13 protein-coding genes and 1 tRNA gene are annotated in these 12,339 nt (G+C 42.8%); 4 read left to right on the forward strand and 10 right to left on the reverse strand.

The window, feature by feature from the left end; all coding sequences use genetic code 11:
• Positions 1-187: 187 nt before the first annotated feature.
• The 4 genes from rarD to Aso01_RS01370 form a co-directional block, all read right to left on the reverse strand.
• Positions 188-1,120 carry an EamA family transporter RarD gene (rarD, locus tag Aso01_RS01355; RefSeq protein WP_004939211.1) on the reverse strand — a complete coding sequence of 311 codons (933 nt, stop codon included), beginning with the start codon at positions 1,118-1,120 and terminating at the stop codon, positions 188-190.
• Between the two features lie 114 nt (positions 1,121-1,234).
• Positions 1,235-1,825: a lipocalin family protein gene (locus Aso01_RS01360; RefSeq protein WP_004939213.1), complete on the reverse strand. Its 591-nt coding sequence runs from the start codon at positions 1,823-1,825 to the stop codon at positions 1,235-1,237.
• Between the two features lie 119 nt (positions 1,826-1,944).
• On the reverse strand, positions 1,945-3,966 hold the full coding sequence (uvrB, locus tag Aso01_RS01365; RefSeq protein WP_004939214.1) for an excinuclease ABC subunit UvrB: 2,022 nt from the start codon (positions 3,964-3,966) through the stop codon (positions 1,945-1,947).
• A 74-nt stretch (positions 3,967-4,040) separates the two neighbouring features.
• A complete protein-coding gene (locus tag Aso01_RS01370; protein ID WP_004939217.1) occupies positions 4,041-4,733 on the reverse strand; it encodes an SDR family NAD(P)-dependent oxidoreductase in 693 nt (230 codons plus the stop codon).
• 216 nt (positions 4,734-4,949) lie between these two features.
• Between Aso01_RS01370 and Aso01_RS01375 the strand changes: the two genes are divergently transcribed.
• Both Aso01_RS01375 and Aso01_RS01380 read left to right on the forward strand, forming a co-directional pair.
• Positions 4,950-5,765, forward strand: a complete 816-nt coding sequence (locus tag Aso01_RS01375) for an A1S_2505 family phage non-structural protein (protein ID WP_039910097.1) — start codon at positions 4,950-4,952, stop codon at positions 5,763-5,765.
• A 131-nt stretch (positions 5,766-5,896) separates the two neighbouring features.
• Entirely contained in the window at positions 5,897-7,324 is a 1,428-nt protein-coding gene (locus tag Aso01_RS01380; protein ID WP_004939222.1) for a sensor domain-containing diguanylate cyclase, read from the forward strand.
• A gap of 70 nt (positions 7,325-7,394) precedes the next feature.
• Here the strand turns inward: Aso01_RS01380 and Aso01_RS01385 are convergent, their stop codons facing one another.
• A complete protein-coding gene (locus tag Aso01_RS01385; protein ID WP_004939225.1) occupies positions 7,395-7,577 on the reverse strand; it encodes a hypothetical protein in 183 nt (60 codons plus the stop codon).
• A 210-nt stretch (positions 7,578-7,787) separates the two neighbouring features.
• On the opposite strand from Aso01_RS01385, the gene Aso01_RS01390 reads away from it, so the two are divergent.
• Positions 7,788-9,020: a pyridoxal phosphate-dependent aminotransferase gene (locus tag Aso01_RS01390; RefSeq protein WP_004939227.1), complete on the forward strand. Its 1,233-nt coding sequence runs from the start codon at positions 7,788-7,790 to the stop codon at positions 9,018-9,020.
• 165 nt (positions 9,021-9,185) lie between these two features.
• Here Aso01_RS01390 and Aso01_RS01395 read toward each other — a convergent pair whose 3' ends face one another.
• Entirely contained in the window at positions 9,186-9,611 is a 426-nt protein-coding gene (locus Aso01_RS01395) for a hypothetical protein (protein ID WP_004939231.1), read from the reverse strand.
• A 236-nt stretch (positions 9,612-9,847) separates the two neighbouring features.
• On the opposite strand from Aso01_RS01395, the gene Aso01_RS01400 reads away from it, so the two are divergent.
• A tRNA-Asn gene (locus tag Aso01_RS01400) sits at positions 9,848-9,923 on the forward strand.
• A gap of 89 nt (positions 9,924-10,012) precedes the next feature.
• On the opposite strand, the gene Aso01_RS01405 is transcribed toward Aso01_RS01400, so the two are convergent.
• Genes Aso01_RS01405 through Aso01_RS01420 form a run of 4 tightly spaced genes read right to left on the reverse strand, consistent with a single transcriptional unit; the run spans position 10,013 to position 12,335 of the window.
• On the reverse strand, positions 10,013-10,669 hold the full coding sequence (locus Aso01_RS01405) for a MiaE family protein (RefSeq protein WP_004939234.1): 657 nt from the start codon (positions 10,667-10,669) through the stop codon (positions 10,013-10,015).
• A gap of 10 nt (positions 10,670-10,679) precedes the next feature.
• The gene (pdxJ, locus tag Aso01_RS01410; RefSeq protein ID WP_004939236.1) at positions 10,680-11,405 is read right to left on the reverse strand and encodes a pyridoxine 5'-phosphate synthase; all 726 of its coding nucleotides are present in this window, start codon (positions 11,403-11,405) and stop codon (positions 10,680-10,682) included.
• 13 nt (positions 11,406-11,418) lie between these two features.
• Positions 11,419-12,129, reverse strand: a complete 711-nt coding sequence (recO, locus tag Aso01_RS01415) for a DNA repair protein RecO (protein WP_004939239.1) — start codon at positions 12,127-12,129, stop codon at positions 11,419-11,421.
• An 11-nt stretch (positions 12,130-12,140) separates the two neighbouring features.
• Positions 12,141-12,335 (reverse strand): NF038104 family lipoprotein, encoded by a 195-nt coding sequence (locus tag Aso01_RS01420; protein ID WP_004939242.1) that lies wholly within the window; start codon positions 12,333-12,335, stop codon positions 12,141-12,143.
• Between the last annotated feature and the right edge of the window lie 4 nt (positions 12,336-12,339).

Below are 12,339 nucleotides of genomic sequence, written 5' to 3' on the forward strand. Positions count from 1 at the left end.
CAAAAGGCGCCAAGATTAAATCGGGCGCCAGCGCTTACACCTATATTTTTTCATATAATTACTATAAATTTATAAAATGATTAAAAATATTTTTTAAAATTTATTTATAATATTTCGTGACGAAATTATTAAACGTCAAAATATGCTTAGAAAACAAGCATTATTCATTAAAAGCTTCATTTCTTGTTCAATTTTCATCCTGCCTCTTTTCATATTGAGCGACATTACGTTTCAGCATACGCGTGTTGCGTTGCTGTCGCCATAAATGCAATGCACCTTCTACCACCAATAACAGCACAGCCACCCAAATTGGGATATAAGTCCACCAGTCTTCTGGGTTGATTGTTTCTCCAATCATGAGCGAAGCAAGCGCCAGTAAAATTGGCTCTAAATAGCTAAGCAATCCAAACAATACCATGGGTAAAAAGCGGCTCGCCAAAATATAACTTCCAAGTCCAATGGCACTGAATAACCCAAGCCCAGTCACCACCAAAAGTAAATTTAATATGCTCCATCCGTCAGGTACGGTGCCCAAATACGACACATAATAAAATGCAACCGGTAAGCTGAGGACGATATCCCACCAGAAGCCACCTAAATGATCAGTTTTAAGTTTGCGTCGTAAAAAGAAATACGCAGCATAACCAAAGGCGACCAATAAGGTTTCCCATGCGATGGTGCCTTGTTGCCAAATTTCATGTGCAACGCCAAGTATCGCAAGAGCAACTGCCGCTTGCTGAAACTTAGAGAGTTTTTCCTTGTAAAAAAGACTGCCCACCAATACTAAAACCAAGGGCAGTAGAAAATAACCGAGCGATACCTGCAATCCCCGACCATTCATTGGCCCCCACATAAATAGCCAAAGCTGGATCGACACTAAAAGAGATGAAAGCAAGAGATACAGTAGAAAAACGGGGTGTTGTTTTATTTTTTCATAAATCTGTTTAATGAAATGTAAATCCCCGATTAACCACATAAATAAGGTTAAAAAAGGCAAGGTTGAAATCATGCGCCAACCAAAAGTTTGCTCTGCGTTTATTCCGGTCAAAAGCTGGCTATAAAAGTACAACACCCCAAACGTAACCGATGCCAAAACCGACAGCGCAATCCCCTGAAGCATATCTCTCCCCCGCTTGACCAAATAATCAAAAAGACGTTGTACAATACTGAATTTAAACATCTAATAAAAGAAAAACCACGCTAGGCATGGTTTTTCTTTTCATCTATGTAGCGCTTATTGGGCCGTATGCTGTGGCCGAATAATGTCATTGAGTTCATAACCCAAGCTTTTCGCGTAGGCCAGATAGTCATTTACGACGTCTTCTGAGGGATGAGGTGTCCGCGATAAAATCCACATATATTTGCGAGATGGCTCACCCACCAAAACGGTTTGATAGTGTTCGTCCAGCTTTAAAATCCAGTAGTCGCCGCGTGCAACAGGTACCCATCGTACTATTTCTGGTAAAAAACTTACTTTCAATTTAGAATTATACGGAGGATTAACCACAAAGGCCTCGCCAAGCGACTGATGGCGCTGACCATCACTGCCCATACATTGGTTATCGACTGTAATATTACCGTTTTCATTTAAAGTATAGGTTGCGGTGATATTTTTGACGCATTTATTTTCAAAATACATGGGCTTACGAACCACTTCGTACCAAACCCCCAAGTATTTGTCTAACTCTACACGCTCCACAGGCGCGAGTGGTTTATTGTGTGCGTAAGCCATGGTTGCAACCGCTAATCCTGTCAATACGGCGCCACCCAATGCAATCTTTGCTAAACGCCAGCCCCCTTGTGGGATATTTTTATACAATGGCATTCAAGTTCCCTCAAATATTAGCTCATCATGATATTTTGCAACGGATTGTTCATTAGAGTAGCGCTTTTTTTTGAAATTAATGTAGAGATATGTAGCACTTAGCTCTACATTCATTGGTATTACTGGATCATTTGCGCTTTAAGCCGCAAGATTTCATCACGGATACGAGCGGCTTGCTCAAACTGCAACTCTTTGGAAGCCTTGAGCATTTCTTTTTCAAGCTTGGCCAGATGTTTCGCTAATAGTTTAGGATCTGCCAAGATATGTCGCTCATCTGCACTCAGTGCTTTTGCCTGAGCAGATTCAGACAGCTCTATCTCGTCTTCATTAAAGACTTCGCCTGTATCAATCTCTTTGATTTTCTGACGCACCGCACTACGTGGTGTAATGCCATGCTGTTCATTAAACTCAATTTGCTTGGTACGACGACGGTCAGTTTCATCAATGGCTTTTTGCATTGAATCCGTCATCTTGTCGGCATATAAGATGGCTTTACCTTTGATATTTCGCGCTGCACGCCCAATGGTCTGAATTAAAGAACGTTCAGAGCGTAAGAAGCCTTCTTTATCGGCGTCTAAAATTGCGACCAAAGACACCTCAGGCATATCGAGCCCTTCACGCAGCAAGTTAATACCCACCAGCACATCATATACACCGGTACGCAGCTCATGAATAATTTTCACCCGCTCTACAGTGTCAATGTCTGAGTGTAGATAGGCCACCTTGATGCCATATTCTTTTAAGTAAGACGTGAGATCTTCTGCCATACGTTTGGTCAGTGTGGTGATTAACACGCGCTCATCAATCTCTTTACGCAGGTTGATTTCGGAAAGTACGTCATCGACCTGTGTGAGTACTGGTCGAATTTCGATTTCCGGGTCAATCAAACCAGTTGGGCGCACCACCTGCTCCACAATCTGCTCAGACTTTTCTAGCTCGTACTTGGCTGGTGTCGCGCTGACAAAAATTGTCGACGGAACAATTCGCTCCCACTCTTCAAATTTCATCGGTCGGTTGTCCAATGCGCTTGGCAAACGAAAACCGTAATTCACCAGATTTTCTTTACGAGAGCGGTCACCTTTGTACATGGCGCCAATTTGCGGTACGGTCACATGTGACTCATCAATAATCAGTAAGGCATCATCTGGAATATAATCAAACAATGTTGGCGGTGCTTCGCCTGCCGGGCGCCCAGAAAGATGCCGTGAGTAGTTTTCAATACCATTGGTGTATCCAAGCTGCTGCATCATTTCCAAATCATAGCGAGTACGCTGATCAATTCGCTGTGCTTCAAGCAACTTGTCATGGTCTTTAAAGAATTTGAGTTGTTCTTTCAGTTCATCTTTGATCGTACCGATGGCGCGGGCGAGATTATCTTTAGGCGTAACATAATGGCTTTTTGGATAAATTGTCACGCGGGGTACTTTACGCTGCATTTTACCTGTGAGCGGATCGAACCAGCGAATTGAATCGACTTCATCATCAAACAGCTCGATGCGAATCGCGAACTGATCGGATTCAGCAGGAAACACATCCAGAATTTCACCGCGAATACGGTAGGTACCTCGTAAAAATTCCAGCTCATTCCGGGTATATTGCATCTCGACCAGACGGCGAATCAAATCGTCACGATTGACACGATCGCCTTGCACCACATGCAAGAGCATTTTCATATACGCTTCAGGGTCACCCAAACCATAAATGGCCGAAACCGAGGCCACAATAATCGCGTCGCGTCGCTCTAAAAGTGCACGCGTAGCCGACAAACGCATCTGGTCGATGTGGTCGTTAATCGCGGCATCTTTTTCAATAAAAGTATCCGACGAAGGCACATATGCTTCTGGCTGATAGTAATCGTAGTAACTTACAAAGTATTCAACCGAATTATTCGGGAAAAAGGCCTTGAATTCACCATAAAGCTGAGCAGCCAGCGTTTTATTGTGAGCCATAATGATGGTCGGACGCTGTGTTTGCGCGATCACATTGGCCATGGTGTAGGTTTTACCCGAACCCGTAACCCCAAGTAATAGCTGGTTACGATAGCCGCGCTCAATGCCATTGACCAACTTTTCAATCGCTTGAGGCTGATCACCTGCGGGTTGGAAACTTGTCACTAAATCAAAAGGCTGGTTGTCGTTCACTGGCACGCTCAAAAATAAGGGGTCATACAAACTATTAGGGCAAACTGAAACTTTTCAAGCCCGATGACTGGTCGTTAGTAGGCAATTACAGTGCCGTCCCAATTTAATAATTTACCCTGCTCTGCCTGACCAAACTGATCCATAACATCGATCAAACGCGTAGCAGTCTGCTCTGCACTGTACAATCGATCAGGTGAAATATTTTTATGAAAAGGTTTAGACAGCTCAGAATCCGTGGTTCCCGGGTGTAAGCTCGCCACATAAATTTCAGGCGATTTACGCCCCCACTCAATGCTCAGGTTTTTAATAAACATATTCAAAGCGGTTTTGCTCATGCGATAGCTGTACCAACCTCCCAATGCATTGTCATCCAGACTGCCCACCTTAGCCGATAAAGATAGCCATTTGAGTGAAGAGGTTTTGGTCAAAACAGGAGCCAAGGCTTGTGCAAGATGTATATGCGTGAGCACATTTTTTGAAAAAGATTCAAACACCCAGTCATCCTGAATCTGGCTGAGCATTTTTTCTGGCATATGGGTGTCATCGTGCAACATACCTGCACAGCAAAAAACGCGGGTCGGTTGAATTGAAGCAAGAAAAGTCTGTACTGCCGAAATATTCGAGGCATCGGATAAGTCGATCTGTAAATTATGCTGCCCCAAATCCGAACGGCTAATGGTGTAAACTGGTTCGTCTGAACGCGCTCTTAGCGCTGCAACCAATGCATTTCCAATGCCTGTAGAGGCGCCTGCGACAAGTATGCTCATGATCTTCTCTTTATAATGATTTTCTACAGATTCAGCATAAAAAAATGCGTGTGAATTTTATGTCATGAAAAAATAATCTTACTATTTTTGATCTGTTTCTCTCAAAATCATGTCACGCTACTACACCCTGTAAAATAAAAAAGCGCACTATTTTTTGCTTGATTTGTGACTGAATCAATTGCACCATGAACTTATTACAGCAAGAATAAGATCATGATGAGCTTTCAATACCACGACGAAACAATTGTGACTGAGCTACCAGAAAATACCGTGTTTGTATTTGGTAGCAACATGGCTGGGCAACATACGCATGGCGCTGCACGTATCGCCGCACAGCATTTTGGTGCTGTAAAGGGTGTAGGACGTGGCTGGGCGGGCCAAAGCTTCGCGATTCCTACCTTAAATGAACACCAACAACAAATGCCGCTTTCACAGATTGCGCACTATATCCATGATTTTAAAATTTATGCTCAAAATCACAGCAAAATGACGTATTTTTTAACGGCACTCGGCTGCGGGATAGCAGGCTATAAAGTATCGGAAATCGCGCCACTATTTCGTGGTATGAGCAGCAATATTATCTTTCCAGAATCATTTAAACCGTATATCGAAGAGAACGCGGTTTCACTGTTTCCAAATCTCACCTCGCGTATGGTGCAAGCATTTATTACCGATGAGGTGATTTTTTACTTCGATCATGGCAGTGAATCCTTCGAAGATGCACTACAAAAAACATCATTGAGTGATACCGAGAAAGCCATTGCATTAATTGTCTTAAATGAAGATTTATACCCACGAGATCGTTACGGACGTGGTCGTGAACACGAGCTAAAAGACATTCTTGGAAAATTAAACGGTAAAATCTTTAATTTTCATGGCAATACCGAAGGCGCCATGATTTTTGTCAGCGTGATTGTTGCATTGATGGAACTATATGACATTGATGAACAGGATTTCGTCAAACTCTGGCGTAACGAAATCGAAATTGTTCATCCGGCAAACCGAGGCCAAGCCATCAGCGAAACCACTTAAAGGTCATTTTAAGCAGTAAAAAAAAAGATGACCTAACTGGATGATTTTTTTAGCCAGTCTTATTTTTTGTTTAAAAACACAAGGCTTATGATTATACTGCTGAAAAAATAGCCCTTGAAAGTTGAGCCACCATGCCTACGCTAGATTCTTCAATTTTTGATCTTGCACCTATTCCAATGTGGCTCGAAGATTACAGCGGAATCAAAATTCAGTTTGATGAGTGGCGTGATCAAGGGATCCAAGATTTACGAACTTTTCTTCGTGAAGATCTCGAACGTGTTCGACAATGCGCACATAAAATCAAGCTGATTCGTGTCAATCAAAAAACCTTACAACTTTTTGAAGCAGCATCGTTTGAGCAGCTTTGCGACAATCTGGCGGTTATTTTTCAGCAAGACATGCTCGATTCACATTTGAATGAATTGGTCGATTTATGGGAAGGTAAAACGCTATTTTCAAGTATGGCCGTCAACTACACGCTCAGTGGTCGGCGCTTAGATATACAATTGCACGGTACCATTTTACCGGGCTATGAAGATTCATTTGCGCGTGTACTGGTCACCACTGAAGATGTCACCCAAGTTCACCATGCACGCCGCTTAGAAGAAAAAAATCGTCAACTGGCCGAATCTCGTTTTCACTATTCACCGGCCTCGTTATGGGTTGAAGATTTCAGTCGTGTCAAATTCCGGCTTGATCAGCTCAGACAGCTGGGAATAGATGACTTTAGAACCTTTATTGATGTCCATCCCGAGTTTGTCAATCAATGTGTGGAAGACATCCTGATTTTAGATGTCAATCAAGCGACCCTCGATTTATTTCAAGCACCCGATAAAGCAACACTGCTTAAAAATACGCATAAAATATTTGCAAAAGAAATGCTCAGCACCTTTCGTGAACAGCTTATCGAGCTATGGAAAGGCAATATCCATCATCAGCGAGAAGCAATTAATTATGCACTCGATGGCAGTATTCGCAATGTATTACTGCAATTTACCGTGTTTCCGGGTTATGAGCACAACTGGGGCATTGTGCAGGTCGCCTTAACCGATATTACAGCACGCAAAAAGGCAGAAAATTACCTTGAGTATTTAGGTAAACACGATGTGCTAACCAAACTTCATAACCGCTCGTTTTATAGCGAAGAAATTCATCGCTTAGAACGAAGTATGGTGCGCCCTATCTCATGTATTTTTTTAGACATGAATGGGCTTAAAGCTATCAATGATTATCATGGTCATGATGCGGGAGATGATGTACTCAGGCGTGTGGGTCAGATCTTAACGCAATCGATTCAGCAAACTCCATATACGGCGTCTAGAATTGGCGGCGATGAATTTGTAATTTTAATGCATGGGGCAGACGAAACGGCGGTCAGCGTGATGCTACAAACCATTGATGCCCTACTCACTTTGGATAATCAGTTTTATTCGAGCCAGCCGATCAGTATTTCTATGGGATATGCCACAACACGCGAACATGAAACGATAGAAAGCATGTTAAAGCGCGCAGATGCCGAGATGTATACAAAGAAAAAAATGCATCATGATCGCGTTTAAACCATTTTATCTCATACAAAAAAAGCCCCTACGATGTTGCAGGGGCTTTTTAATTGTTTGATGACGCTGCTTAGCGTTTTCCCATCGAACGACGTGTTCCGCGCGGTGGCATCCAGGTGCGGTCTGCATACTGCTCAGGTTTCGGACGCACATAATTGTGTGCGACATCCTCTTCGTTTTGATCTGCTGGATTTGCAATTGGAAAAGGTAATTTAACCAAAGCTTTTTTGGCTTTTGGCTTGGCTTGACTCATGTTCTGTACTCAAGTTTTCTTGAACAACGCATATATTAAATGATTTTGCTTCAGGATGCTTTTAAAAATCGTAAATGATGATGATCAAGCTGAATTTACAGGTGTCTCTGAATGTTTTTTTATTTTTGTTTTGATAATAAAACACGAACTGAGGTTTTTGGGCTAAGATAGTGTGCTTTTATTTTTTATCCCACAAGAAGGAATATTGCCGTGGACGTACGTCTGTCTGATCGTGTAAATGCCATCAAGCCGTCCCCTACTTTGGCCGTTACGAACAAAGCAGCAGAACTTAAAGCTGCAGGAAAAAACGTGATTGGTTTAGGTGCAGGTGAACCAGATTTCGATACCCCGCAACACATCAAAGATGCTGCGATTGAAGCAATTCACAATGGCTTCACCAAATATACCGCAGTAGATGGTACGCCAGGCTTAAAAAAAGCAATTATTGCAAAATTCAAGCGTGACAATAATCTAGATTATCAAGCAAACCAGATTTTGGTTTCATGTGGTGGCAAACAATCGTTCTTCAATTTGGCACTTGCGTTGCTCAATAAAGGCGATGAAGTAATCATCCCAGCACCATTTTGGGTGAGCTACCCAGATATGGTGATTATTGCCGAAGGTACGCCAGTCATCGTGAAATGCGGTGAAGAGCAACGCTTTAAAATTACCCCAGAGCAGCTTGAAGCAGCCATTACTCCAAATACACGCTTATTGGTATTGAACAGCCCATCAAATCCGACAGGCATGATTTATACCAAAGCAGAGCTTGAAGCACTTGCCGATGTACTTCGCAAGCACCCACAAGTATATATCGCATCTGACGATATGTATGAACCGATTCGTTGGGAAGATGAATTTTACAACATCGCGACTGTGGCACCCGATTTATACGACCGTACCATTGTATTAAATGGTGTTTCAAAAGCGTATGCCATGACTGGCTGGCGCATTGGCTATGCAGCGGGTCCTGCAAAAATCATTGGCGCAATGAAGAAGATTCAGTCGCAATCGACTTCTAACCCAACCTCAATTTCACAAGTTGCAGCAGAAGCAGCACTAAATGGCCCTCAAGATGTGTTAGAGCCAATGATTGAAGCGTTCAAACGTCGTCATGATTTGGTTGTAAACGGCTTAAACGCCATTCATGGTATTTCTTGCCTGCCTGCGGATGGTGCATTTTATGCCTATGCCAACATTCGCCCATTGATTCGTGCCAAAGGCCTCAAATCGTGCACCGAGTTTTCTGAGTGGTTATTAGAAGAAACTGGTGTTGCAGTTGTACCTGGTGATGCATTCGGTCTTGGTGGCTTTATGCGTATCTCATACGCTACCGCAGATGAAGTATTGGTTGATGCATTAGCCCGTATTAAAAAAGCGGCAGAATCCATTGACGGTATCGATGCAGCCATTGCATCAATTCAAGCTGAAAAAACAGCTTAACTGTTAAGCTCCCGATTTATAAAAAAAGCCTGTCTTCGGATAGGCTTTTTTTATGGCTGAATCGTTCATTATTTTTCACTTGATATATTTTTATTTTTGCACAGATATTTATACGTTTAAATACACTGCATCCCGCTCATCATATAGCTTTATACAGCATTTTGCTTAGCTATAACGCTTAGGGCGTGATAGTGTTAAATAATGACAATAATACGGAAAGGTATGATCAATCTCGATCTGTTTTACCTGCTGATCTTGTGTGCTCCATGCATAGGCATAAGCAGGAGAAAATAAACCGCTACGCTCAATGGAAAACAAAAATAATGAGTTATCCCAGCTTTCAGACGCACGTTCCCACAAGTGATCCGCTGAATCATGTAGCAATTTAACCTGATGCTCAGTCCATTTATCGCCAAACCAGAGTTGCAATAAATCGCCTAAATAGATTTTTTCTTGACTAAAAACGGCAAAATGAATGTGTGCGTCGGTGACATTTTGATAATACTGCTGAGGATCGCGAATAATGTCGAGATAGTTTTTTTGATAGAAAGCGAAATCAGAAAAGATTTGTTCAATTTGAAGAGTCGGCATGATATAGCCCTCCGGTTTAGCCATTTAGTGCTGGCAAGTTGGTTAAATCCACACTGTTCAGATGACCATCTGAACGTTCTCTTATATAAAACATAACAGTGATTTTCGTGCCGTGCAAGCAAAATTGATAATTTGAGCCAGTTTGCTCAAATAAGAAACATACACACTAAAAATGAAACAAAGATGACAAATTTGGCTTGACCCCTGTCAAAATCTCCTTATAATCGCATTCAGATTCTCCCATAGCTCAGTCGGTAGAGCGACGGACTGTTAATCCGCAGGTCCCTGGTTCGAGCCCAGGTGGGAGAGCCAAATATCAAAAAGCCCGCAGCATTAAAGCGGGCTTTTTTTTGCCTAAAAATCGCTATAAAAAAACCTCTTACGCAAAGAGGTTTTTTATTTTAAGCAGCCTGTGCTTCTGGTACGCCACTATGAAAACGAAACACTTTATCTGCTGAGAGAATGAGGTTTTTTTCTACTTCACGAATTTGCACAATACGCTGTTGAATATCCTCTTCAGGGTTCTTCATTTTTGCCGTTTGTGCAACCTCTAAAGCCAGTGCCAGATAGTCCTCAAAATGCCGAGATTCAGACTTGAGTAGATATCGGTAGTAACGCCCTAATTCGTCATCGACATGCGGTGCCAAGGCATGAAAACGCTCACACGAACGCGCTTCAACAAAAGCACCAATGATTAAAACATCAATGAGTGCTTCTGGCTCATAAGTTCTAATTTGTTTGCGAAGTTCACCCGCATAGCGCCCTGCACTGACCGCCTTCCATTCCTGCCCACGTTTTTTCATCAACTCGAGCACTTGCTCGTAGTGCAACATTTCTTCACGCACCAGTTGCGCCAGCTTCACCTGTAGATCTGTAAAAAAACTGTAGCGGAACATCAAATTCATGGCTGTTCCTGCTGCTTTTTTTTCACAATTGGCGTGATCTTGCATTAATAATTCAAGATTATTGAGCGCTTCGTTCAACCATGCTTGAGGTGTTTGACACCCCAAGAATTCAATTACAGGTTGCATCAGTTCATCATAGTTTGGACTTGACATCTTGACTCACTTATCCTGCCGCTTGAATCGCAGCCTTCATTTGCTTTACAGCTTGCTCAAGTCCAACAAAGACACTATCTGCAATAATCGAATGACCAATATTCAATTCATGAATCTGCGGGATCGCAGCGATCGGAGTAATGTTCTCTAAATTCAGGCCATGCCCTGCATTTACCACCAGCCCTTTGCTTGCAGCATATTCAGCGCCACGTACAATCCGCTCTAGCTCGGCACGCTGTTGTTGCTCACTGCTTGCATCGGCATAGGCGCCTGTATGCAGTTCAATCGTCGGCGCACCACAGGCAATGGCAGCATCAATCTGGGCAACATCGGCATCGATAAATAACGACACATCACACCCTATAGCAGTTAATTCAGCTGTCGCTGCTTTCACTTTTTCAAAATTCCCCAGAACATCTAGCCCACCTTCTGTGGTGACTTCCTGACGTCGCTCTGGAACAAAGCAAACATGTTGAGGTTGAATTTCCTTGGCAAATGCAATCATTTCATCTGTCACTGCAAGCTCAAGGTTCATACGTGTTCTAAGCACTGGACGCATACGACGTACATCGTCATCTTGAATATGACGGCGGTCTTCACGCAAATGCAGTGTAATGCCCTCGGCACCTGCTTGCTCACACACCAGTGCAGCCTGTACAGGATCTGGATAAACGGTTCCTCTGGCCTGTCTCAAAGTTGCGACATGATCGATATTGACGCCAAGCAAAGCAGCCATACAAACATCCTATTTATGAACGAGATTGAGTATTTTGAATCCACAATTGGCGACTTTTTAATGGTCGGTCTCCCAAAAGGGATGTAATCATCTGACGGTATAGTTTACCTAATAATTGTAATTGGTCGGGAGAAAATTCGTTCCCGATTTGATAATTCTGCATACAGCCAATCAATTGCCCAGACAAGGTCGACTGGGTGTGCTGTAAAACAGGCATAAAGCCTTCTGTAGACTGAAACTGATAGTGCGCTAACGGATTAATCGGTTGCTGGTTGGCATCGATTTCAAAATCGATGGCATAGCCCAGCTCTTGCAATAACACATGCTCAAACTGCCGTAAAATCTGTTTCAGGTAATGACTCGGTGCCTGTTGTTGATGCAAATGTTGTAATTGCAGCAATGTGTGCTGATAGTGCCGGAAAGTTTCTGGCATAGGCTCTTCTAGCGGGCATAAACGCAGTAAAACTTCGTTGAGATAAAATCCGGCAAAAAATGCATCGCCCTGAAAGAAAACTGGAAAGTTTAAAATTTCGAGCTTGGTAAAATTTTTTAAGTCACCTTTGCCTGTGGCTTGCAAGGTAAAAGGCTGATACTGCGGAGGAGGATTTTGCCGAAGAATACCATCGATACGACCGTATTCTTCGCTAAACAAATGCACGATATGACTTTTTTCACGATAACGCCGGTGATGAATCAGATAACCATGAAGGACTTGGTTTCGCATAAAAACGCAAACTAATCCTTCTTGGCTGAGTCTTTATCGTCATCCCCATCGGGAATCACGGCACCCACCACCGCAGCAGTACCTTTAACCACCCCTTTGGTGGTTTTGTAGGCCACCTTGACAGGAACAGTCACAATCTTGGTAATACAGCCTTGAAGCATCAACACGCAACCCAGCAGAACAACACAGCGAATCATGACTGTCATCGAC

The sequence above is a fragment of the Acinetobacter soli genome (genome assembly GCF_000760595.1).
Lineage (GTDB): Bacteria > Pseudomonadota > Gammaproteobacteria > Pseudomonadales > Moraxellaceae > Acinetobacter > Acinetobacter soli.